Source organism: Microbacterium terregens (genome assembly GCF_039534975.1).
Taxonomy (GTDB): domain Bacteria; phylum Actinomycetota; class Actinomycetes; order Actinomycetales; family Microbacteriaceae; genus Microbacterium; species Microbacterium terregens.
Map to the genome: position 1 here is coordinate 1,302,433 of NZ_BAAAWH010000001.1, position 23,337 is coordinate 1,325,769.

Consider the following 23,337-nt stretch of genomic DNA (forward strand, 5'->3'; position numbering starts at 1 on the left):
TAGACTCGACTCCGTGACCACAGCCGCTGTCGGCGCTCCGGGCTCGCCCAGGCGCTACCTCCACGCGCTGTGGCTCCTTTCCGCGCGCGACCTGCGCGTCCGGTATGCCACGAGCGCGCTCGGCTACCTGTGGTCGGTGCTCGACCCGCTGGTGATGAGCCTCATCTACTGGTTCGTCTTCACGCAGGTCTTCGGCCGCGGCGTCGGCGAAGAGCCGTACATCATCTTCCTCATCACTGCGCTCCTGCCGTGGGTCTGGTTCAACGCCGCTGTGTCGGACTTCACGCGTGCGTTCAACAAGGACGCCCGTCTGGTGCGCTCCACCGCCATCCCGCGCTCGATCTGGGTGAACCGCATCGTTCTCAGCAAGGGCGTCGAGTTCCTCTTCTCGATTCCCGTGCTCGTCCTGTTCGCCGTCTTCTCCGGAGCGACCGTCGGCTGGGGCATCCTCTGGTTCCCGTTGGCGGTGCTGCTTCAGACGGCACTGCTGGTCGGGTTGGGGCTGCTCGTGGCGCCGCTGTGCGTGCTGTACACCGACCTGGAGCGCACGACGAAGCTGATCCTTCGTGCGCTGTTCTACGCCTCACCCATCATCTACGGCGTTTCGGACCTGCCCGCGCCCTTCCACCAGATCGCCGCGTTCAACCCGCTGGCGGGGATCTTCACGCTGTACCGGGCCGGGTTCTTCCCCGACCAGTGGGACACCCTGAGCGTCGTGATCGGCGCCGTCGTGAGTATCGCACTCCTCGGGCTCGGCATCCTGGTCTTCCGCCGTCTCGAGCGTCCCGTGCTGAAGGAGCTGTGATGGCAGGGGTGGCGATCGAGGTCCGCGACCTGGGCGTGCGCTTCCGGCGCAATCGCCGAGGACGGCGGAGCTTCAAGGACCTTTTCGCGGACTCGTCGCGCCGGTCGAAGCCGGGTGAGTTCTGGGCGCTGCGGAACGTGTCCTTCGACGTGCGTCCTGGCGAGTCGATCGGGGTGGTCGGCCGGAACGGCCAGGGCAAGTCGACACTGCTCAAGCTCGTTGCCGGAGTCCTTTTGCCCGACGAAGGCAGGGTGACCGTGCACGGCGGGGTCGCCCCGCTGATCGAGATCACCGGCGGATTCGTCGGTGACCTGACAGTGCGCGAGAACGTCCGCCTCACGGCGGGCCTGCACGGGATGTCACGGGCCGAGGTCGCGCGGCGATTCGATGGGATGATCGACTTCGCCGAACTGCGGGACTCGATCGACACGCCCTACAAACACCTGTCGAACGGCATGAAGGTGCGTCTGGCCTTCTCCGTCGTCTCTCAGCTCGAAGAGCCGATTCTGCTGGTCGACGAGGTGCTCGCGGTAGGCGACAAGGCGTTCCGCGAGAAGTGCTACCGGCGCATCGACGAGCTTCTCGCCGAGGGGCGGACGCTCTTCTTCGTCAGTCACAACGAGCGGGATCTGCGGCGCTTCTGCACGCGCGGCCTCTACCTGGACAAGGGCGAGCTGGCCCTGGATGCCCCGATCGGCGAGGTACTCGACCGCTACAACGCGGACTACAACGCGGGCTGACTCCCGGCCGGTGTCGCCCCGAGCGGCGGCATCGGTCGCCAAGAGGAGTCTCGGGCGATCTTGTGGCCGTCGCGGATGCCGCGGAAGAGGTTGCTGGTGCCTCGCACGGTCCGCTCCACGGCAAGGAGGCGGATGAGCTCCTTGCCGAACGTGAGTGCCGTCCCAGCGCCGAAAAGGATCGGGTTGTAGACACCGACCGAGCGGTAGTAGTTCTTCATGTGACCGCGGTTGCGCATGATGTAGTACCGGTACGCGTTGCTCGAGGCGTTCATGTGGCGGATGCCCATGTCCCACTGCTTGATCTCACGCGTGCGCCGCAGCACGAACTCGTTCACGATGACCGAGGTCGTCTTGCGCGAAGCGAGCCAGCCGTACAACTGGTCATCCCAGTAGATGAAGAACCGAGGGTCGGGCAGACCGATCTGCTGCACGATGTCGCGGTGGATGAACATCCCCTCGAAGCATCCGGAGTTCATCTCCTTGTAGCCGGACTCGTCGAAACCGGCGGGCGCGAACGGGATCGGGATACCGAGGGGCTCGGCGACGCGGTACTGCCAGTAGAACTCGCTGCCGTCGTAGTCGTAACGGCGGCCCTGAATGCTCTTGAAGCGCGGCGCCCAGGCGCCCATCCGGGCGAGCCCGTCGGGCAGCACCTCGACGTCATCGTCCATGAGCCACATCCAGGTGGAGCCGAGCTCGTAGGCGACCCGCATCCCCTCGCTGAATCCGCCCGAGCCGCCGGTGTTCGTCTCCAGCCGCCGATAGACCAGTTCCGAGCCGAGACGTTCGCGAAAGGACTCGACGACCTCGGTGGTGTCATCCACCGAGGCGTTGTCGACGATGACGACGTGTCCGGGCTTGGGGTCCATGCGCGTGATGCTCTCGAGCAACCCGGTCAGCAGCCGCGAACGGTTGTACGTGACGATCGCGATCGTGGCCGCCGCAGGGTCAAAGGCGACGACTGAGCCCGGGATGCCCGCGGGCGTGGAGGTCGAACTCATGAGGTCTCTCCGAACGTGCGTCGCCACGCCTCAAGGGAGGTCATCTCCTGCTGTGCCTGGCGATAGCGCCTCGAGAGCGTCGGCCACTCCCGACGAAGGCGCCGATGGAGTCGGACGCTGTCGATCAGCATCCGGCGATACTTGGCTCGGTCGCGGACATAGATGTTCTTGCCGGAGCCGTCTGCGGCCGACACGAGCGCGGAATCGTACAGCGGCACGCGCCACCAATAAGCGTCGTTCTTGCCGAATTCAACCTCGGGCTGAGCGACGTTCTCGGGCCGCGGAGCGTGGAGCCAGTGGGCGAGGAGCGTGGAGAACGTGAACCAGCGGAGGCGCAGCCCGGTCGGGTTGTCCAGGTCGTGCAGCGACATCCGTCGGAAGACCTGACGGCCGTGCCGGGATCGCATCGGCACACCAGAGTCCTTGTGGACTCGCGTCTCCGGGAACTTCTTTGCCAGTGCGCGTGCCGTGGGCATCGCGGTTGCCAGTCCGGCACGCATGTGCGCCGGACCAGACAAGATATCTCGCAGCGCGCGATGCCGTAGCGCAACCGGGTAATACTGCATCATCATCAGATGCTTCAGATCCACGCGTCGGCTGTGGCGCAGCAGGTTTCCGCCTCCTGGAACCGGCGAGTGGAGCAGCGCTGCGACTATGCGATTGCGGGCGTGGAAGTACGCCTGCCAGTCGATCGTGTCATCCTTGCCGACCCACGAGACGTGCCAAAGGGCAACACCGGGCACGGACACTGTCGGGAATCCGGCGCGGCGGGCGCGAAGCGAATACTCCGCGTCGTCCCACTTGATGAACGCCGGTATCGCCAGGCCGACGGTGCGGATGACCTCGGTGGGGATGAGACACATCCACCACCCGTTGTAGTCAGCGTCCAACCGCATGTGCAGCATCGGCGTCTGTCGCAAGTTGGACGCCGAAAAGTCGTGGGGGAGCTTCTCCTGATAGAGCGCGCGCCACATGAACGGCTCATCGTCGACCACCTCGGCCCAGGCGTGCAGCTTGGGACGGTCGAGGAGATCGAACATGTGGGCGCCGACGATTGTCGGTGTCGACGCGTAACGCCCGAACACGATCGACCGCCGAACGGACTCGGGCTCAATGCGGACGTCATCGTCGAGCAGCTGTACGAAGTCACTTTCCGGCCGTTCCAGCGTTTCGGCCATTGCCCGCGCGAATCCCCCGGAACCTCCGAGGTTGGGCTGGGTGATGATCTGGAGCGTCTCGCCCAGGGCGGCCGAAACCTCGCCGAACTCCGGCTGGGCGTCGACCCGACGATCGCCTTGGTCGATGACGAAGATCCGGTCGACGAGCTCCAGGACGTCGGGCTCGTCCGCGAGGCTCATCAAGGTCCAGATGCAGTAGTCCGGTTTGTTGAAGGTGGTGATGCCGATGGAAGCTTTGCCCGTCCGTACCGGCTCCTGCTCGGTTGTCCACTCCGCACCCTGGAACAGGACATCCTTGTCGTCGGCGACGAGATCGAACCAGATCCAGCCACCGTCGCTGAATTGGTCGAGCACGAGGGGGAACGTGTTCTCGGCAGTGCCGTCCGCTTCACGTGTCTCAAGGCGCTGACTCACGCCGGAGCCCGTGGACCGGTAGATCAGGATGGTGCAGGGACCCTCGGTTCGAACCGACAAGGTGAGCTCGCGCACCGCCGTCCAGTGCTGCCAATAGGACGCCGGGAATGCGTTGAAGTACGTCCCGAATGACACCCGTCGTCCGGCGACGACCCGTGCCCTGTTGCGACCGAGAATGTTTCCCATGTGCGCCAGGTTGGATACTCGGACGGGTTCCTCGTCGATGACAGACCACGTCTCGGGATCTGCGTACAGCGGAAGAAGGTCCGGATCGCGGTCGGTGGGAAAGACGACGTTCTGAAGGACATGAACCACGGGGAGGAGTCTCCGAGTCAGCTGCGGGGGCGCCGGGCGTCGGGCCGAGAAGCCAGCCTACCCTGCGTAGTTCGGACCTCCCTGAGTGCCTTCCGCGGGAGGGAGCGTGGGTGCGGCCGGCGTGCGAGGCAGGTCCGGTCCGTCGCCGATCGCGTCGATCCGTTCGCGCCACGAGCGGGACTGGCCCGCGCGCACCGCACAGAGCACGAGCAGCAGCCAACCGAATCCGAACAGCGCGAAGCTCTCGAACATCGAGTTGACCAGCAGGGTGATCAGCAGCAGCGGCGTCCAGGCGTAGACGACCGAGCGCCGCTCGCTCGCATCCAGCCACGACCGCACCAGGGCCGTGCCGGCGAAGGCCGTGAACAACAGCAGGCCAATCCACCCGAGCTGCAGCAGCACGTCGAAGTAGGCGTTCAGCCCGGTCGCATGGCTGGTGCGCAGTCCGTAGTTGATGGCGCTGAACGGGAACTCGGCTGGATCCCAGGGACCGAACCAACCCCAGCCCTGCACCGGTTTCGAACGCAGGTAGTCGACCATCGTGTTCCACAGGTCGACCCGCCTCGAGAAGTCGGTGCCGGCGCCCAGAAGGGCGATGATCGGATGCCGCGCCGCATAGCCGATGATCACACCCACCACGACGAGGCCGCCGAAGGCGAACTGCAGCGCGGAGCGCCGCTCCGGGCTGGTGTGCCGCACGAGGGCGAGCGCGGCCACGGCGAGGCCGACGGCCAGTGCCAGGACCAGGACGGTGGGGGAGTCGCTGAGCGCAGCGAGTCCGCCTGCGAGCACGACCGAGAAGACCGACACGCCCACGCGGACGGACTGGGTGCGGTACTCGATCAGGAACGTGATGAGGGCGATCACCGCGGCGAAGCCCAGCAGGTTGCGCGTTCCGAAGATCCCCTGGATCGGGCCGAGCTGGGCGATGTTGCCCTGGATGCCGAGCAGCCGGAAGGGCATGTCCAGAAGGACGCCGGCCACGATCTCGACGCCCAGCGAGATGGACAGCAGCACGCGCATGACATCCCCGAGCGCCCGCGCGGTCTGGAGGGTGTCGCGGACATGCCCGATGGTGACGGCGAGGAAGGCGAGGGCGGCCATCGAAACCCAGCCCCACAGCGAGGCGGGTGTGCTCTGGCTCCAGAACGCGCTGATCAGCGCCCAGGCCACGAACAGCACCAGGGTGGTGGGCACGAGCCGCACCAACGAGATCTCCCGGCGTCGGGAGACCAGGATGCCGATGCCGAGCACGCAGAGCCCGGCGATGATCGAGACGTACGTCACCCGGCCGGCGATCCGCTCGATCGCGAACGAGGAGAACACCGCACCGAGGACGGCGATCGTGTACGCGCGGGCGAGCGCTGCCGACGCCAGCACCGCGATCCAGCGCGCGGAGGAGGCGCCTCGAGCCGCGTCGGTCACGAGATCCGCGTGGTCAGCTCGCCACGCTCGATCGCGATGCGCAGCTCGGCGGCGCCCTCGCCCATGTGCGGCGACTGCTTGATCTTGAACGGGAACATGACCAGGAACAGCCAGCCCCACAGCAGCAGCGGGCTGGATTCGGCGAGGCCCTGCACCAGGAGGATGGCTCCGATCAGCGTCGGCAGCAGGGTCAGCGGCGAGTAGGGCCGGTCGGCATCCAGATCCCATCGTGGCCGATCGACGGCGAAGAACCACGAGCGCCAGATGTAGGCGAGATACGCCATCCCGAGCAGGATCACCCCGATCGCGCCGAGCTGGAAGAACACGTCGATCCACACGTTGTGCGCCTGCATGACCGTCTCGCCGTGATCGAGGATCCACCGGTCGAACGCTGGGTCGCTCGTGATCCACGGAGTCGAGAACCCCCAGCCGATCACCGGTCGCTCCACGGCGCGCTCGAGCACCGCCTGCCAGATCATCTCCCGGCCTGTGAGGTCGGAGCTGCGGCCGAGCGCCGCGAAGATCGCGTCCCGCAGCAGCCAGAAGGCGGCGGCGCCCCCCAGCCCGACGATGGCGAAACCGAGGTAGTAGCGGGTGCGCTCGCCGGGGCGGCGTGCGCGACGCATCAGCAGCACCGTCAGCAGGACGATCACGACAGCGGCCGCCGCGACGTACGCCGTGGCCGACGCCGCACGATAGAACAGATAGGCGGCGACGACGATCCACCCGCCCAGCAGCACGCGGCGCGGTGCGCCGGCGGCGAAGCGGACCGCGAAGACGACGATCGCCAGAAGCGCCACCGGGCCCAGCAGGTTCGCGTTGCCCATGATGCCCTGGATCCGGCCGTCGTCGAACAGGTTGTTCCGAGACCAGTAAAGGATCGGGTCGACGGGTTCGGTGCGCGGCACGAAGCCCGGCAGCAGCGGAACCCGTACGAAAAGCGAGACCCACAGCTCGAAGACGAGCGACAGCGCCAGGACCCACTTCAACGCGGAGGAGATGGCGCGGATCACTTCACGCCAGGTCAGGACGCTTCCGACGAAGAGCGCCTGGAGCGTGGTGATCCCCAGCAGGAGCAGTGTCAGCGCGGTCGCCTCGCGCCACTGCGACCAGATGAGCGACAGTCCCGCCCAGAGCACGTAGGCCATGGTGAACCAGGGCAGACGCCGCCATTGCACCGGAGGCCGCACGGCGAACCACAGCCCGAGCGAGAGCACGCCGCTCGCGATGGTCATCACCGCGGTGGGCAGTTCGCCGATCGCGTTGATCCACGCCGTCCCGGACAGCGCCGTGAACAGCACGAAGATGCACCAGCCGCGGAGCATCAGGTGACCCGTCTTCTCGCGGACCGGTGCCGCCGGCGGGGTCGACGCCGGGTGCTTCGTGTGGACGGCCATCGTCTGATCAGGCTAGCGCCTGGTCCGACGCCCCCGTGCGGTGATGACCGTACAGCGCTGACTGCGCGGCGACGACGCGGCGCGACCCTACGCTGGAGGCATGCTGGTGCGGATCACGAACACTCCCCGGAACTACGACTGGGGCAGTGCCACGCTGCTCGCCGACCTCCAAGGGCGCGCAGCCACCGGCGAACCCGAGGCCGAGATCTGGTTCGGCGACCACCCGGGCAGTCCTGCGTTGGTCGACGACGGGCGGCCGCTCGGCGAGTGGCTGGCCGAGCATGGCGCGAGCACGGGGGCGCCCGCGCGCCTGCCGTACCTGCTGAAGCTGCTGGCCGCGGCATCCCCCCTCTCCATCCAGGCGCACCCCTCACGCGCACAGGCGACCGAGGGCTACGCGCGGGAGGAGGCTGCCGGCGTGCCCCGCGACGCCCCCGAGCGCACGTACCGGGACGAGAACCACAAGCCGGAGCTCATCGTCGCGATCAGCGACTCGTTCACCGCGCTGGCTGGTCTGCGCGACATCGACGCGACCCGTCGACTGCTCGCTGCGCTCCGCCCCGCCGGTCACGCACTCATGGCCAGGCTCGAAGGGCCGGATGCCGCGGCCGCACTCCGCGACACGCTCGCGTGGCTGCTCTCCGGTCAGGCGCAGCCCGACGTCGACGCGATCATCGCTGCCGCAGCGACGACGGACGACACGGAGTTCGCCGCCGAGCTGGCGCTGACGACCGACCTCGCCTCCCGACACCCCGGGGATCCCGGTGTCGTGGTGGCGATGCTGATGAACCTGGTCACGCTGCAGCGGGGAGAGGGGATCTTCGTACCCGCGGGCGTGCTGCACGCGTACCTGGACGGCCTCGGCGTCGAGCTGATGGCTGCCAGCGACAACGTCCTGCGCGGGGGGCTCACGCCCAAGCACATCGATGTCGGCGAGCTCCTCCGCGTCCTCGATTCCACGCCCGGCCCGGTTCCCGTGCTGCGTCCTCAGCGACTCGGCGGCGGGGCCGCGCGGTATGTGACCGATGTCCCGGACTTCTCCCTGCTGCGGATCAGCGTCGCGCCCGACGGATCCTCGCGCGTTCCGGTCGCGGGGCCAGCCATCGCGCTCGCCGCGAAGGGCGTCATCGAGGTCCGCGGCAACCGGTCGGGCGAGGCGATCGAGCTCCGCCCCGGTCAAGCACTACTGGTGACCCCGGATGAGCGTCACGTGACGCTTTCGGGTTCGGGTGAACTCTTTCTGGCTCAGCCGGGCGCGACATCGGCCGTCCGCGGCGCGTCCTGACGGCAATTACGGCTGTTCCACACCTTCGTGCGGACGACCGCGACACGCCGACGGCGCGTCGTAAACGTTCATGCGCGAGGTGAGGCTTTACGATCTGCGACTTGACCCAGGCGAACTACACCGGTGTAATTATGTCTACACGCGAACCAGCGTGGGGGTGAGAAGGTGGGAGAGCGAGATGACGGGTTACCGTTCCGGCGTTCCCGATAATTGGTTCGTCGATCCTGTTCAGCTGGGTGTCCCGGGGGTTCGTCGTCCTCTTGAGGGCGAAGATGGGAACCCCCTGGGCTGGCAGACCGACGCCCTGTGCGCGCAGACAGATCCAGAGGCGTTCTTCCCGGAGAAGGGCGGCTCCACCCGAGACGCGAAGAAGGTCTGCACCACGTGCGATGTTCGGGGCGAATGCCTCGAGTACGCCCTGCAGAACGACGAGCGCTTCGGTATCTGGGGCGGGCTCAGCGAGCGCGAGCGCCGCAAGCTCAAGCGCCGCGCCAGCTAAGCGAGCGGCCGCACCGGCGCCGGTACGGCGCTGACGGTCGGTTCCGACCGACAGCGGCGCGTGCACCCGGCACGGCCGGGCGACGCGCCTAGGCTGTCCACGTCATGCCCGCCAGAGTCCACGCCATTCTCGTCGTGCGCCCCGATGGGCGCACCCCCGCCGCACATCACCTGCGCCGCACCCTCGCCGCGCTCGCGGACCAGAGCCGACGGGTCGATGCGCTCACGATCGTGGTCTGCGGAGACGACACCGGTGTGACGGCGGTGGCCGCGGCATCCGGGGCCGAATCCGTGATCAGTGCGCCCGCTTCGACCGGGTTCGCCGCCGCCACCGCGATGGCGACCCTGCGGCTGACCGGCGACGCGGTGTGGATCCTCGCGCAGGACACCGCGCCCGAGCCCGAGGCGCTGAGCCGTCTGGTCGGTGCGCTCGAGCTGGGTCCGTCGGTCACGTTCGCAGCCCCGAAACTGGTTCGCTGGGACGACCGTGCCGAGATCGTCTCGCTCGGCGCGAGCGTGACGGCGTTCGGTCGCAGCGTCGGCCTGGCCGATGACGAACTCGATCAGGGCCAGCACGACGCGCGAGAGGACGTGCTCGGCGCGGACATCCGCGGCGTCCTCGTCCGCACGGAGGCATGGCGCGAACTCGGCGGCATCGATCGTGGTCTGGTCGGCGCCGACGAAGGCCTCGACCTCGGCGTGCGGGCGCGGCTCGCCGGCGCGCGCGTCCTGCTCGTGCCGACCGCCCTCGTCGCGGTCGCCGGAGACGGTGTCGCGGGGCTGCCGGTCCCGCTGACCGGCGCGCGCCGTCGACGACGGGCGTTCGCCTCGCGCACCGCCGAGCTGCATCGACGCCTCGCCTACGCGCCGCCGCTGGCCGTTCCCTTCCTGTGGCTTGCGATCCTGCCGACCGCGCTGTGGCGCTCGATCCTGCAGATCGTGCGCAAGCAGCCGTCACTGGTCTGGCCGGAGTGGGGAGCAGCCGCCGTGGCTGCGGTGAGCCTGCCCGCCGTCGCGCGGGCGCGCTCCGGCATCCGCACCACGCGGAAGGTGTCGTGGACCCAGCTGGCGCCGCTGCGAGTGACCCGGCGAGACCTGCGCGAGCAGCTGGACGACGACGCCGACTCCACGGCGCCGTCCCGCCGCGGAGAGCTGCGCTTCTTCACCGGTGGGGGCGCATGGCTGGTGCTCGGCACCCTGGTGGTGTCGATCGCTGCGTTCCCGGCCCTTGCGGCGTGGCCCGTGCTGGGCGGCGGCGGACTGGCCCCGCTGGCCGCGACCGCGGCGCAACTGTGGGCGGAGGCGGCCTACGGTCTGCGCGCCTCGGGCCTGGGTACGGTCGGGCCGGCCGATCCGTTCGCCGCGGTCCTCGCGATCATCGGCAGCCTCTGGCCCCTCGAGCCGTCCCGCGCTCTGGTGGTGCTGTGGCTGCTCGCGCTGCCCCTGTCCGCGCTGGGCGGCTGGTTCGCCGCCACTCGCGTGACCGACCGGTCCCTGCTGCGATTCGCCGGAGGCGCGATCTGGGCTCTGGCGCCTACGCTGATGGCCGCCCTCTCGCAGGGGCGTCCCGGCGCGGTGATCGCCCATCTGCTGCTGCCCTGGCTCTTCTACGCCGGCTCGGTCGCACATCGCTCCTGGGTCGCGTCGGGCGCGGCATCCGTCGTCTTCGCGGCCGTTGTCGCCTCGGCACCCTCGCTTGCGCCCGCACTGATCGTGATCTGGATCGGCGCGATCGTGCTGACGGTGATCCTGCGGCGCGGGCGCGGCGTGGCGAGGGTCATCTGGCTCGTCGTGCCGGCGGCGCTGCTGGCGGCTCCGATCGTGTGGCATCAGCTGCGCGCCGGGAATCCTCTCGGGCTCCTCGCCGACCCCGGACTGACCTGGCTGGGAAACCAGGTCGGCGCCGATGCCGCCGGCCGCGCGCTGCTGGCGGCGGGCATCCCGACCTCCGACATCGTCGGGTGGGTCGGCTTCGTGCCCGGATGGCCGACGTGGTGGGTGCCGCTGCTGGCCGCGCCGGTGGCACTGCTGGCGCTCATGGCGCCGCTGACCCAACGATGGGCCGCCGGTGTGGTCCTGCTGGTGATCGCCGCGCTGGGCCTGGCCACCGCGTTCACGGCGGTGGGCGTCTCGGTCGCCTTCGCGCAGTCGCTGCCCGCGCCGCTCTGGCCGGGGGCGGGTCTCAGCCTGGCGTGGCTCGGAGTGCTCGGCGGAGCCCTGGCCGCACTCGACGTCGGACTCGCACCGCGGCTGGCCTCGGCGCGGACCGCGGCCGCCGTGATCGTGATGCTGGCGCTGACGGTGCTGGCGCTGCCGAGCCTGTCCGCCATGGCGCGCGGGACGTCGACCCTCACGAACGGACCGCAGAGCACCCTGCCGGCCTACGTCAGCGCCGCCGGACGCGAGGACCCCGACGTCGGGACGATGATCCTGACCCCGCAGAACGCCGGGGGCGTCTCGTCGCGCGTCGTGTGGGGCGGCAGCGAGACGCTCGACGGTCAGGCGACCATGATCTCCACCCGCTCGAAGGCGACCCCGGCCGACGAGAGGATCGCAACCTTGACTGCCGATCTTGTGACCTCCACCGCCGACAGCGCCGTCGCCGACCTGGCCGGATACGGCGTCAGCTTCGTACTGTTGGCGCCGACCGCAGCGCCGGAGTCCGACGCCGCGCGTGCCTTCCGACTGGCGGCCGCCACGGCGCTGGACCAGCGCGATGACCTGGACTCGGTCGGCGAGACGGCCAAGGGCGTGCTCTGGCGCGTGACACAGCCGACCGCGCCGCGGGCGCAGGCCTCGGCATCCGTTCATGAGATCGCACGCGGTATCGCGTTGGCCCAGTTCGCCGCTGTCGCGGTCGCACTGCTGCTGGCGATCCCGACGACCGCGTCCCGACGCGAGGCACGACGCACCTCACGCATCGTCGGCCCGCACTGGCAGGAGGGCCGATGAGCGACCGCCGGGTATTCCGCTGGGCGACCACGAGTGCACGACTGCTGGTAGGCACCCTCGTCGCGATCGGCTTCGTCATCGCCGTCGTCACGGCGGTCTCGCTGCCGTGGCCGACCGTCGCCCGCGCACCGGTGGCGATCACGGCGATGCCGGCGCCCTCGGCGAGCGTGGTCGTCTGCCAGGGAGGGCTGCTGGCGCTCGGTCGCGAACTGGAGGACGTCGGCCGCATCGTGACCGCCGCGCCCCAGACGGTGACCAGCGGCGTGGCCGAGGGGCGTCCGGCGCCGACGTCGCGTTCGCTCACCACACCGGCATCGGACGGCACGGCGCCGGCCACCGCGGTGGTGGCTGAGCCGATGGATGGCACACGCACCGATGTCGCGGCATCCGGGTCCTCCACGATCGTCGCGGACGACCTGAGCGGCTTCGCCGCATCCGCATGCCGGCCGGCGCTCATGGAGTCCTGGCTCGTCGGCGGCTCCGCGGCGACCGGCGCATCCGACACACTCCTGCTCGCGAACCCGGGGACAGTGGCGGCGACCGTGCAGCTGACCGTCTTCGGTGCGAGCGGACCGCAGGTGCCCGCGGGTGCGGGCGAGCTCGTCGTCGGCCCGGGCGCGCAGATCGTCCTTCCGCTGGCCGGTCTGCAGCTGGGTGAGGAGAGTCCGGTCATCCGGGTGACCGCGATGGGAGCACCCGTGCAGGCGGCGCTGCAGGCCAGCATCACGCGCACGCTGGTTCCCGGCGGGGTGGATCAGGTCGGCGCGATCGCGGCTCCGGATCGCATTCAGGTCATGCCGGGCGTCACGGTCACCCAGAATCCCGACGCGGAGGGCACATCGGATGCCGCGACCGTCGTGCGCATCCTCTCGCCGGTCGAGGACACCACCGCCGTGGTCACCGCCTCCGCCGTCGGGACGACGTCCTCGAGTGCGGCGCCGATGACAGTGCCGCTCACGGCGGGTATCCCGACGGAGGTGGACCTCGGCGGGCTCGCTACCGGTCAATACACCGTCGAGGTCTCCGCAGAGGCCACGGTCGTCGCAGCGGTATGGCAGACGACCGGGTTCGGCGAGGGTGCCGACTTCGCCTGGTACAGCGCGGCGCCGGCGGTCGCGGGGCCCGGACTGTTCGCGACGCCTCCCGGTCCGACTCCGGTGCTCACTCTTGGCAACCCGACCGCGGAGCCGGTGACCACGACGGTGGACGCGGTCGATGGGAGCTTCTCCACCGAGGTGACCGTCCCGCCGGGCGAGAGTTCCTCGGTGCGACTCACGTCGCGCAGCGTGTACCTGCTCGACGCGGGCGGCGACGGCATCCGTGCCGGGGTGTCACTCACCGGCGACGGCGCACTCGCCGGTTTCCCGGTGTGGCCCTCGGATGCCGCGGCGCAGCAGATCACCGTGTATCCCTAGCGGCGCGGATCGACCCGGCTCGGCTCAGAAATACCGGAAGCGCTCCGGACCCAGATCCCACGGGTCGCGGTCGAGATACTCGGCGGCGGCGCGGAAGACGCTGCCCTCGATCATGATGCGGCGGTGCAGATCGTCGTCCCGGTGTAGGTGGCTCAGCCGCTCGATCGGCAGCCGGTAGAGGATGATCCGCTTCTCGGCGGTGAGCACCCGCCAGCGGGGGATGCCGTCGTCGTCCGCCGCCGGGGGCATATCGCCGACTTCGAAGCTCACATCGCGAAGCTCCGGCCACGCCGAACGGAGGAACTCGGCGGCGGTGCCCACGGCGAGATCGAACCGCTCCACGCGCGTCTCCAGAGGCGGAAGCGGCGGGCGGACGATGGGACTGCGACCCTCGCGGCCGTGGCGGCCGTGACGCGCCGGCCGACGCGCCGGCGAAGCCGCCTCTTTGCTCCGACGCCATGCCATGCGTCCATCCTATGGGCCCCGCGCGGGCGGGCTCGGGGTGCACGGATCCGACTGCTCAGCCCGCAGCAGGCGCGGGATCCGGGCGCGCGCGGGCGACGCTGCGGCGCGGCATCCCGTCGATCGCTCTGCCGCTGGATAGCGTGGTTGCGATGCGCCAGAGACTCTGCTCGAAGGTGGGATGCGCCCGAGAGGCGGTCTCCACCTTGACGTACGACTACCCCGACCAGATGGCCGCTCTCGGTCCGCTGGGGGCCGGTGGTGATCCGCACGCGCATGACCTGTGCGCGATCCACACCGACCGGCTCTCGATGCCGCGTGGGTGGGTCGTGGTCCGGCACGAGACCATCGCACAGCGTTAGCAGCAGCCCCGCCGGAGTCTGAGGCCACCCCGAAGCGTGGTCTGGGACAATGGCCGGATGAGCACCGACCTCACCACCCCCGCACTGCTGGACTATCGCGTCGCCGACCTGGCCCTCGCCGAGGCTGGTCGGCATCAGATCCGGCTGGCCGAGAACGAGATGCCGGGCCTGATGGCACTGCGCGAGGAGTTCGGTCCGTCGCAGCCCCTCGCGGGCGCGCGCATCGCCGGGTCGCTGCACATGACGGTGCAGACCGCCGTGCTCATCGAGACCCTGGTGGCGCTGGGCGCGCAGGTGCGGTGGGCCAGCTGCAACATCTTCTCCACCCAGGACGAGGCCGCAGCGGCCATCGCCGTCGGGCCGCACGGGACCGTCGATGCTCCCGCCGGGGTTCCGGTGTTCGCGTGGAAGGGCGAGACGCTCGAGGAGTACTGGGCGTGCACCGACCGCATCTTCGACTGGTCGGCCGAGGGCTACCCCGGCCCCAACCTGATCCTCGACGACGGGGGCGACGCGACGATGCTCGTCCACCTGGGGGTCCAGTTCGAGGCCGCCGGCGCGGTCCCGGATGCCGCGGGCGACGACCCGCACGAGTACCGCGTGGTCCTGCAGACGCTGCGCGCGAGCCTGGCCGCCGACCCCGACCGCTGGACCCGGATCAGTCGTGAGCTGATCGGCGTCACCGAGGAGACCACCACGGGCGTGCACCGGCTGTACGAGCTCGCGGCATCCGGGACACTGCTGTTCCCCGGGATCAACGTGAATGACTCGGTCACCAAGTCGAAGTTCGACAACAAGTACGGCATCCGCCATTCGCTCCCGGACGGCTTGAACCGCGCGACGGACGTGCTGATCGGCGGCAAGACGGTCTTCGTCGCGGGATACGGCGACGTCGGCAAGGGCGCGGCCGAAGCGCTTCGCGGTCAGGGCGCGCGTGTGGTGGTCGGCGAGGTGGATCCCATCTGCGCCCTGCAGGCCGCGATGGACGGGTTCCAGGTCGCCCGACTGGAGTCGGTGCTGGGAGACGTCGATCTCGTCGTGACCGGAACGGGCAACAAGAACGTCATCACCGTCGAGCACCTGCAGGGACTCAAGCATCTGGCGATCGTGGCGAACGTCGGCCACTTCGACAACGAGATCGACATGGCCGGGCTGGAGCAGCTCGCCGGTGCCGAGGCGATCGAGATCAAGCCGCAGGTGCACGAGTGGCGGCTGCCGAACGGACGCAGCGTGCTCGTGCTGAGCGAGGGACGCCTGATGAACCTCGGCAACGCCACGGGGCATCCCTCCTTCGTGATGAGCGCGTCCTTCACCAACCAGGTGCTCGCCCAGCTCGAGCTGTTCACCAACGTCGACCAGTACCCGGTCGGCGTGCACGTGCTGCCGAAGGCACTGGACGAGAAGGTCGCGCGTCTGCATCTGGCCGCGCTCGGTGTGGAGCTGACCGAACTCTCGCCCGAGCAGGCGGCCTACATCGGAGTGCCCGTGGACGGCCCCTACAAGCTGGATCACTACCGCTACTGAGTCATCCGGCGCCCCGTCGCGGGTGCCTCCGCGGTCATAAGTTGCGGGTTCGGGCGGCTCCGCGCTCGCCGAAAGTGACTGCCGAGCGCCGGGCGCCCCCGGCGGGGGTGGCTCCGCGGTCATAAGTTGCGGGTCGCGCGTGCGGAGGGGTCGCCGAAAGTGACTGCCGAGCGCCGGGCGCCCCCGGGCGGGGGTGGCTCCGCGGTCATAAGTTGCGGGTCGCGCGTGCGGAGCGGTCGTCGAAAGTGACTGCGGAGCGCCGAGCGCCACGCGTCGCGGGTGGTTCCGCAGTCATGAGTTGCGGGTCACGCGTGTGCTCGCTCGCCGAAAGTGACTGCGGAGCGCCGAGCTCCCCGGCGCGGGGGGCCCCGCAGTCAGAAGCGGCGGGTTGCGGGTGCGGAGGGGGCGCAGAAGCGGACTGCGGAGCGAGGCGCGTCCGGAACTCAGCGCTCCGGGAACCCGCGGGGGACTCCGGAACTCAGCGCTCCGGGAACCCGCGGGGGACTCCGGAACTCAGCGCTCCGGGAACCCGCGGGGGACTCCGGTGGAGCCCGTCAGCGCCGCCACTCGCTGCCCCTCGAGCTGCAGCGCGCGCAGCTCGCGGTCGCGCCGGACGGCCACGACCGCGCGCAGGAACGTCTCGCCGTCGACCGCGGGGACGGGCGAGACGTGCACGGCGGTCTCGCCGGCGAGGGATGCCGCCAGCCGAGCCCGCGCGGGCGGCTGCATGGCATCCGCGTTCTGAGTGAACTGCGCGATGCGTCGTGACAGCCGATCCGGCAGGCGGGCGACGTCGGCGACCGCTGCCCACCCGGCCAGGGCCGGCGGAACCGGCGGTGCGGGCGGCGGCAGGCGAGGTGTGCGGGTGCGCTCGGAGTAGGTTCCGGCCAGAAGATCGCCGAGCCGCTGTGCGCGGGGCGTGAATGCGCCGACGAGCGCGGCGACCGCGCCGAGGGTGAGCCAGATCTCCAGGACTCCGGCGAGTGCGCGGATGAAGGCCTGCCGGAATCCCGAGGCACCGCCGTCGGTGCGCACGATGCGTCCACCCACCGCGAGTTTGCCGAGACTGCGGCCGCGGGTCATCGTCTCGACCACGGTCGGGATGACGACGGTGACAGTGACCAGGGTCGTCACGGTCAGGATCGGCAGCGCGACCACGTCCATGAGGCTCTGGCCGACGAGCCACGAGGTCACCAACAGGAACAGGAGGAGCACCCCGACGCCGAGGAGGACGTCGATCAGCGTGCCGAGCCCGCGCAGGAAGAACCCGACCGGCTGGACGTCCAGGGCAACGGCCTCGCCGGTGAGGACCTCGTCCTGCTGGATCTCGATCACCCGGGCAGGACCGGCGGCGGGATCCGAAGCGGGCATGGGTACAGTAAACCAAATGGATCTCGACGCTCTCGCCGCCGCGCGACGCGACGAGTGGGCGCGGCTGGACGAACTGAGCCGAACGCGACGGCTCACCGGGACGCAAGTCGACGAACTCGTCACGCGCTATCGGGCCGCGTCGGCGGACCTCGCCGACATCAAGACCTCGGCGGGTCGTACGGCGCAGGGCGACCACGTCTCGACGATGCTCGCCCGCGCCCGGCTGCGCCTCACCGGCGCACCCGAGAACGTCGCACGCCAGATCCCGCGCTTCTTCGCCCTGCAGCTGCCCGCCGCCCTCTATCGCGTGCGGTGGACGACGCTCGTCATCGCGGTGGGCTTCGTCGCCGTGGGTGCGCTGGTCGCCTTCTGGGTCTCCGGCGACCCCGCGCTGGTCGCGTCCCTGGGCAGCCGCGCCGAACTCGAGTACTACGCCGAGAACAGCTTCACCGGCTATTACAGCGAGAACCCCGCCGCCGTGTTCGCCGGCACGGTGTGGACCAACAACGCGTGGATCGCCGCCCAGTGCGTGCTGTTCGGCATCACCGGCGTGTGGCCGCTCATGGTGCTCGTCCAGAACGCGGTGGGCGTCGGTACCGCGGCGGCCGTGATGCTCGCCTTCGACCGCGGCGATGTGTTCCTTCTCTTCATCCTCCCGCACGGGATGCTGGAACTCACGTGCATCTTCGTGGCCGCCGCTGCCGGGCTGCACATCTTCTGGGCCTGGGTCGCGCCCGGCCCGCGGACACGCGGCGAGGCGCTCGCCGCCGCCGGGCGTTCGCTGGCCACCGTCGCCGTGGGCCTGATCATCGCTCTGGCCGTTGCCGGCGCGATCGAGGGATTCGTAACCGCGCAGCCGTGGCCGTGGCCGGTCAAGATCGGGATCGGCGCCGCCGCATTGGCCGCCTTCCTCTTCTACATGATCGGAATCGGCGGTCGGGCGCACCGCCGCGGTGAGACCGGCGACCTCACCGAGTACGAGGCGGGGACGTCCCGGCTCGTCGCCGGCTGAACACGCTTCGATGGTGATGCCGCGGCATCCGTGTTTTGAATAGCTAAAAAGTGTAGGCTGAAGCCATGGCCGACGGAGAGCAGCACAGTACGACGGCGGACGCGATCCGAGCCGCGGGGCTGCGGGTCACCGACTCTCGGCGCGCCGTGCTGGATGCGCTCCGGCGGCACTCGCATGCGAGCGTCGATGTGATCCACGCCACCGTGCTGCCCGGCATCCCGAGCACCAGTCCGCAGTCCGTCTACAACGCGCTGTCCGACTTCACCGATGCGGGCCTGGTGCGTCGTATCGAGCCGGCCGGGCACCCGATGCTCTTCGAACTGCGCGTCGGCGACAACCACCACCACCTGATCTGCACGGGCTGCGGCCGCATCGAAGACGTGGACTGCGTTGCCGGCGACGCGCCGTGTCTGCAGCCGTCAGACGCCCGTGGATTCACGGTCACGACCGCCGACGTGACCTTCTGGGGCACATGCGCCGAGTGCGCCACGCCTCGCCTCTGACATCCCGGCCCGCAACGGCCAGCACCCCGAACGGCCTCTGACCTCCGAATGGCTCTGACCCCCGAATGGAAGGACACCCCCATGACCGATGACACGATTCCCGAGATCGGCGACGATGCGAGCGGCATCGACCAGGCCGTCACCCCCATCGACACCCCGGTCGACGAACGCGACGACGGCGAGACGCGTCCGCGGCCGAATGAGGCTGAGGCGTGCCCCGTCATGCACGGCGACCAGCCGCACCCGACCACGGGTTCGGCCAACAGCGTGTGGTGGCCCAACCAGCTGAACCTGAAGATCCTCGCGAAGAACCCCGCCGTCGCCAACCCGCTCGGCGCGGACTTCGACTACAAGGCGGCCTTCCTGGCGCTGGACCTCGCGGCGGTCAAGAAGGACATCGAAGAGCTGCTCACCACCTCGCAGGACTGGTGGCCGGCGGACTTCGGCAACTACGGCCCGCTGATGATCCGCATGGCATGGCACAGCGCAGGAACCTACCGGGTCACCGACGGTCGCGGCGGCGGCGGCGCGGGGCAGCAGCGTTTCGCGCCCCTGAACAGCTGGCCCGACAACGTCAGTCTCGACAAGGCGCGGCGCCTCCTCTGGCCGGTCAAGAAGAAGTACGGCCAGAACCTGTCGTGGGCGGACCTCATCATCCTCGCCGGCAACGTCGGGCTCGAATCGATGGGCTTCAACACCTTCGGCTACGCCGGCGGTCGCCCCGACGTATGGGAGCCGGACGCGGACGTGTACTGGGGTCCGGAGACCACCTGGCTCGGCGATGAGCGCTACTCGGGCGACCGCGAGCTGGAGAAGCCTCTCGCCGCCGTGCAGATGGGCCTCATCTACGTCAACCCGGAGGGCCCCAACGGAGAGCCCGACCCGCTGAAGTCCGCGCACGACATCCGCGAGACCTTCAGCCGGATGGCGATGAACGACGAGGAGACCGTGGCGCTGATCGCCGGTGGTCACACCTTCGGCAAGACTCACGGTGCGGCCCCTGATTCGAACCTCGAGGGCAACCCCGAGGCGGCAGGGCTCGAGATGCAGGGTCTGGGCTGGAAGAACAACTACGGCTCGGGCAAGGGCGATGACACCATCACGTCGGGCCTGGAGGTCACCTGGACCTATCACCCCACCCGTTGGGACAACGAGTTCTTCCACATCCTCTACGCCTACGACTGGGAGCTCATGCGCAGCCCCGGCGGCGGCCACCAGTGGCGTCCGAAGAACGGGATGGGTGCGGACATGGTGCCGCTCGCACACGACTCCTCCCAGCGACGCGAGCCCCGCATGCTCACGAGCGACATCGCACTGCGCGTCGACCCGGAGTACGACAAGATCTCACGGAGGTTCAAGGACGATCCGGTGGCCTTCGGCGACGCCTTCTCGCGCGCGTGGTTCAAGCTCACGCACCGCGACATGGGCCCGATCGATCGTTACCTCGGGCCCGAGGTACCCACTGAGGAGCTCATCTGGCAGGACCCCGTGCCGGTCGTCGACCACGAACTGATCGACGCGGCCGACGCTGCGGTGCTCAAGGAGCGCATCCTCGCCACCGGGCTGTCGGTCGCGCAGCTGGTCACCACCACGTGGGCCGCGGCATCCACATTCCGCGGCAGCGACAAGCGCGGCGGCGTGAACGGCGCCCGTATCCGGCTCGAGCCGCAGAAGGACTGGCAGGTCAACCGCCCGACCGAGCTCGCCACGGTGCTGGCGGCGCTCGAGGGCGTGCAGGCCGAGTTCAATCAGGACCGTGCGGACGGCAAGAAGGTGTCGCTGGCCGACCTCATCGTGCTGGCCGGCAACGCGGCGGTCGAGCAGGCCGCACGGGCAGCAGGCGTGGAGGCGGAGGTCGACTTCCACCCCGGCCGCACCGACGCCACCCAGGAGCAGACCGACGCCGAGTCGTTCACGTACCTGGAGCCGGCCGCCGATGGGTTCCGCAACTACTACGGACGGAGCGCGGTCCTGCCGCAGGAGCACCACCTCATCGACAAGGCGAACCTGCTCACACTGAGCGCGCCCGAGATGACCGTGCTCGTCGGCGGCCTGCGCGTGCTCGGCGCCAACTGGGACGGTTCCGAGTACGGGGTCTTCACCGATCGCCCCGGGGTGCTCACGAACGACTTCTTCGTCCGCCTGCTCGACCTGGGCACGACGTGGACGCCGCTGGACCCCGGCTCGCAGGCCTTCGAGGGCACGCAGGACGGGTCGGGAGCCGTGGTCGGCCGTGGCACCCGCGTGGACCTGCTGTTCGGCTCGAACTCCGAGCTGCGCGCCGTCGCCGAGGTGTACGCGAGCGACGACGCCCAGCAGAAGTTCGTGCGCGACTTCGTCGCCGCGTGGGGCAAGGTCACCGAGCTGGACCGCTTCGACCTGGTCTGACCCGCACCATGCAGAAGCGGCCCGCCCCGATCAGGGGCGGGCCGCTTCTGTCAGCGCGGAGCGCTGCGACGTCTCTACCGCACGCGCGCTTCGCGCTGGGCGGGCGGGGCGACCTTGGGTTCGAAGAGCGCACGGTGCAGGAAACCGGCGAGCACGGCGCCGACCAGCGGGAACACCAGGAACACCCAGAGCTGGAGGAGCGCGTCGCCGCCGCCGTAGATCGCGGTGGCGATCGAGCGGGCCGGGTTGACCGAGGTGTTGTCGATCGGAATGGACGCGAGGTGGATGAAGGTGAGGGTCAGGCCGATCGCGAGCCCCGCGAAGTTGCCCGCGCCGCGCTTGGCGTGGGTCACACCGAGGATCACGAGCACGAAGATCGCGGTGAAGAGGATCTCGGCGACGATCGCGGCCCCCAGTCCGAAACCGCCCGGCGAGTGCTCGCCGAAGCCGTTGCTCGCGAACCCGCCGTCCTGCGCCGTGCTGAGCCAGTTCGCCGGTCCGAACAGCCCGATCAGCACGATCAGAGTGGTGCCCAGCGCTCCGCCGACGATCTGGGCGACGATGTATCCTGGGGCGTCCTTCCACGCGAATCGGCCGGCGGCGGCCAGGCCGAAGGTCACAGCCGGGTTGAAGTGGCCGCCCGAGACCGGGCCCCACGTGTAAATGGCGGCAAGCAGGGTGAGACCGAACGCGAGCGCCACGCCGACGAAACCGACACCGAGCGAGGTCCCGTTCTCGCTGACGCCGAAATCGGCCGCGAAGAGGGCGGTGCCGATGGATCCGAAGACGAGCACGAACGTGCCGAGAGCCTCAGCGACCAGCTTCGTCGCTGTGCTGGGCTCAGTGGTGGTATCCGACATGGCGGACTCCTTTCCTTCGTCGTGAGCGTATCGCCACGGCGCGCGCGGCCGGCACTGTGACGCCGCGTGTCCTTTCGGACAACGGCGCGGGCACGCGACCGCTCAGAGCCGGCCGGCGGCCTTGAGCGCGAGGTAGCAGTCGGCGATCTTCGGCGGGAGACCCTCTGCGGAATCGGCGACCGCCTCGGCTCCCGCACGCCCGATGGCCGCCGCGACCCGCGCCGCATCGCGCGCGGTCTGCTCGTTCGCCGCCGCTCGATACACGTCCGCGGCGGTCCCTCGGTCGTCGTCCGCACGGGATTCGTCCGTGGAGGTCACCGTGCCGACCAGGACATGGGAGCGCCGCGTGAGAGCCGGCAGCGACCCGAGGAAGCCGCGGGCCGACTCCGGTGCGTCCTGGGCGGTGAGGACGACCACCAGCGACGGCCGGGAGGTGAGCGTGCGCACCTGTGCGAACGCGGCATCCCAGTCCGTGTCGATCAGCTGCGGCTCGACGGGTGCCATCGCGTCCACGAGCGCGGGAAGCAGTGCGGGCCCCTCCACGCGTGTCACGCGGGCACGGGGAACGCGGTCGAACATCAGCAGGTGCGTGTGGTCGCCGGCGCGGGAGGCGAGGGCCGCGAGCAGCAGCGCCGCTTCCATCGCGGCATCCAATCGGACGCCGTTGCCGACACGCGCGGCGGCCGTGCGGCCCGTGTCCAGGAGGATCACGACGTGGCGATCACGTTCGGGCCGCCACGTCCGCAGCATCGTCGTGCCCGCTCGCGCCGTCGCGCGCCAGTCGATCGACCGGACGTCATCACCGCGGACGTATTCGCGCAGACTGTCGAACTCCGTGCCCTGGCCGCGCACCTGCACGCTGGTGTTGCCGTCCAGTTCACGCAGGCGGGCGAGCCGCGAGGGCAGGTGCCGGCGCGCGGTGAACGGCGGCAGCACACGCAGCGCGCCCCGCGTCGGCATGCTCACCTGGCGCCCGGCCAGTCGCAGCGGCCCGTCGGCGCGGATCACCACGAACGCGGAGCTCAGTTCGCCGCGGCGGCGGGGGAGCAGCGGAACGACGACACGGCGACGCTCACCGCCGGGGACATCGATGTCCAGGCGGTCGGCGGACGCGCCCGCGGTGGGCTGCCACGCATCGCGGAGCCGGCCTCGCACCCCGCGCCGGCCGGTGTTCTCCAGCCACAACTCCGTCTCGACCGGCCGCCCGAGCATGGCGCGTCCCGGCACGCGGCGGTGAATGCGGATGTCGCGGGGATCGGCCGCGGCGGCCGCGTCGGCGAACGCGAGGCCGGCGCACAGCACGATCCAGCCGGCCGCGGCCACCCAGGCGTCGACACCGGCGACGGAGAGCAGCACGACGGGCACCACGCCGAGGGCGACGAGGAGTGGGAAGCGGCCGGTGACGAACATTGCGCTCCTTGCTGGCTTAT

19 protein-coding genes are annotated in these 23,337 nt (G+C 69.8%); 11 read left to right on the top strand and 8 right to left on the bottom strand.

From position 1 onward, the window contains the following. Nucleotides 1-13: 13 nt before the first annotated feature. Nucleotides 14-805 carry an ABC transporter permease gene (locus tag ABD655_RS05825; RefSeq protein WP_344712348.1) on the top strand — a complete coding sequence of 264 codons (792 nt, stop codon included), beginning with the start codon at nucleotides 14-16 and terminating at the stop codon, nucleotides 803-805. Then, nucleotides 805-1,545 (top strand): ABC transporter ATP-binding protein, encoded by a 741-nt coding sequence (locus ABD655_RS05830; RefSeq protein ID WP_344712350.1) that lies wholly within the window; start codon nucleotides 805-807, stop codon nucleotides 1,543-1,545. Before ABD655_RS05825 ends, ABD655_RS05830 begins: the two co-directional genes overlap by 1 nt. On the opposite strand, the gene ABD655_RS05835 is transcribed toward ABD655_RS05830, so the two are convergent. From ABD655_RS05835 to ABD655_RS05850, 4 genes are read right to left on the bottom strand one after another with little or no spacing between them, the layout of a single operon-like run. Beyond that, nucleotides 1,530-2,546 carry a glycosyltransferase gene (locus tag ABD655_RS05835; protein ID WP_344712351.1) on the bottom strand — a complete coding sequence of 339 codons (1,017 nt, stop codon included), beginning with the start codon at nucleotides 2,544-2,546 and terminating at the stop codon, nucleotides 1,530-1,532. The genes ABD655_RS05830 and ABD655_RS05835 overlap by 16 nt on opposite strands. Beyond that, entirely contained in the window at nucleotides 2,543-4,453 is a 1,911-nt protein-coding gene (locus ABD655_RS05840) for a glycosyltransferase (protein WP_344712353.1), read from the bottom strand. Before ABD655_RS05840 ends, ABD655_RS05835 begins: the two co-directional genes overlap by 4 nt. A gap of 57 nt (nucleotides 4,454-4,510) precedes the next feature. Continuing rightward, nucleotides 4,511-5,878, bottom strand: coding sequence for an O-antigen ligase family protein (locus ABD655_RS05845; protein WP_344712354.1), 1,368 nt, complete (start codon nucleotides 5,876-5,878; stop codon nucleotides 4,511-4,513). Beyond that, nucleotides 5,875-7,275: an O-antigen ligase family protein gene (locus ABD655_RS05850; RefSeq protein ID WP_344712355.1), complete on the bottom strand. Its 1,401-nt coding sequence runs from the start codon at nucleotides 7,273-7,275 to the stop codon at nucleotides 5,875-5,877. Before ABD655_RS05850 ends, ABD655_RS05845 begins: the two co-directional genes overlap by 4 nt. Nucleotides 7,276-7,375: 100 nt before the next feature. On the opposite strand from ABD655_RS05850, the gene manA reads away from it, so the two are divergent. The 4 genes from manA (at nucleotide 7,376) to ABD655_RS05870 (ending at nucleotide 13,425) form a co-directional block, all read left to right on the top strand. Further along, entirely contained in the window at nucleotides 7,376-8,560 is a 1,185-nt protein-coding gene (manA, locus tag ABD655_RS05855; protein WP_344712356.1) for a mannose-6-phosphate isomerase, class I, read from the top strand. A 178-nt stretch (nucleotides 8,561-8,738) separates the two neighbouring features. Further along, a complete protein-coding gene (locus tag ABD655_RS05860; RefSeq protein WP_344712358.1) occupies nucleotides 8,739-9,059 on the top strand; it encodes a WhiB family transcriptional regulator in 321 nt (106 codons plus the stop codon). A gap of 104 nt (nucleotides 9,060-9,163) precedes the next feature. Continuing rightward, nucleotides 9,164-12,010, top strand: a complete 2,847-nt coding sequence (locus tag ABD655_RS05865; protein WP_344712360.1) for a glycosyltransferase — start codon at nucleotides 9,164-9,166, stop codon at nucleotides 12,008-12,010. Further along, nucleotides 12,007-13,425, top strand: coding sequence for a DUF5719 family protein (locus tag ABD655_RS05870; protein ID WP_344712361.1), 1,419 nt, complete (start codon nucleotides 12,007-12,009; stop codon nucleotides 13,423-13,425). Before ABD655_RS05865 ends, ABD655_RS05870 begins: the two co-directional genes overlap by 4 nt. 24 nt (nucleotides 13,426-13,449) lie before the next feature. Here the strand turns inward: ABD655_RS05870 and ABD655_RS05875 are convergent, their stop codons facing one another. Continuing rightward, a complete protein-coding gene (locus tag ABD655_RS05875; protein WP_344712363.1) occupies nucleotides 13,450-13,890 on the bottom strand; it encodes a metallopeptidase family protein in 441 nt (146 codons plus the stop codon). A 149-nt stretch (nucleotides 13,891-14,039) separates the two neighbouring features. Here ABD655_RS05875 and ABD655_RS05880 point away from each other — a divergent pair, with 149 nt between their 5' ends. Both ABD655_RS05880 and ahcY read left to right on the top strand, forming a co-directional pair. Beyond that, the gene (locus tag ABD655_RS05880) at nucleotides 14,040-14,249 is read left to right on the top strand and encodes a DUF3499 domain-containing protein (protein ID WP_257502896.1); all 210 of its coding nucleotides are present in this window, start codon (nucleotides 14,040-14,042) and stop codon (nucleotides 14,247-14,249) included. 57 nt (nucleotides 14,250-14,306) lie between these two features. After that, nucleotides 14,307-15,773: an adenosylhomocysteinase gene (ahcY, locus tag ABD655_RS05885; RefSeq protein ID WP_344712365.1), complete on the top strand. Its 1,467-nt coding sequence runs from the start codon at nucleotides 14,307-14,309 to the stop codon at nucleotides 15,771-15,773. Nucleotides 15,774-16,286: 513 nt separating this feature from the next. Here ahcY and ABD655_RS05890 read toward each other — a convergent pair. Further along, nucleotides 16,287-17,144: an RDD family protein gene (locus ABD655_RS05890; RefSeq protein WP_344712367.1), complete on the bottom strand. Its 858-nt coding sequence runs from the start codon at nucleotides 17,142-17,144 to the stop codon at nucleotides 16,287-16,289. 16 nt (nucleotides 17,145-17,160) lie between these two features. Between ABD655_RS05890 and ABD655_RS05895 the strand changes: the two genes are divergently transcribed. From ABD655_RS05895 to katG, 3 genes are all read left to right on the top strand, one after another. Further along, nucleotides 17,161-18,156: a stage II sporulation protein M gene (locus ABD655_RS05895; RefSeq protein ID WP_344712368.1), complete on the top strand. Its 996-nt coding sequence runs from the start codon at nucleotides 17,161-17,163 to the stop codon at nucleotides 18,154-18,156. Nucleotides 18,157-18,221: 65 nt separating this feature from the next. After that, nucleotides 18,222-18,659 (top strand): Fur family transcriptional regulator, encoded by a 438-nt coding sequence (locus ABD655_RS05900; RefSeq protein WP_344712370.1) that lies wholly within the window; start codon nucleotides 18,222-18,224, stop codon nucleotides 18,657-18,659. 81 nt (nucleotides 18,660-18,740) lie between these two features. After that, nucleotides 18,741-21,047 carry a catalase/peroxidase HPI gene (gene katG, locus ABD655_RS05905; RefSeq protein ID WP_344712372.1) on the top strand — a complete coding sequence of 769 codons (2,307 nt, stop codon included), beginning with the start codon at nucleotides 18,741-18,743 and terminating at the stop codon, nucleotides 21,045-21,047. A gap of 74 nt (nucleotides 21,048-21,121) precedes the next feature. On the opposite strand, the gene aqpZ is transcribed toward katG, so the two are convergent. Continuing rightward, nucleotides 21,122-21,907: an aquaporin Z gene (gene aqpZ / locus ABD655_RS05910; protein ID WP_344712373.1), complete on the bottom strand. Its 786-nt coding sequence runs from the start codon at nucleotides 21,905-21,907 to the stop codon at nucleotides 21,122-21,124. Nucleotides 21,908-22,009: 102 nt separating this feature from the next. After that, the gene (locus ABD655_RS05915; RefSeq protein WP_344712375.1) at nucleotides 22,010-23,317 is read right to left on the bottom strand and encodes a DUF58 domain-containing protein; all 1,308 of its coding nucleotides are present in this window, start codon (nucleotides 23,315-23,317) and stop codon (nucleotides 22,010-22,012) included. Nucleotides 23,318-23,337 lie beyond the last annotated feature (20 nt).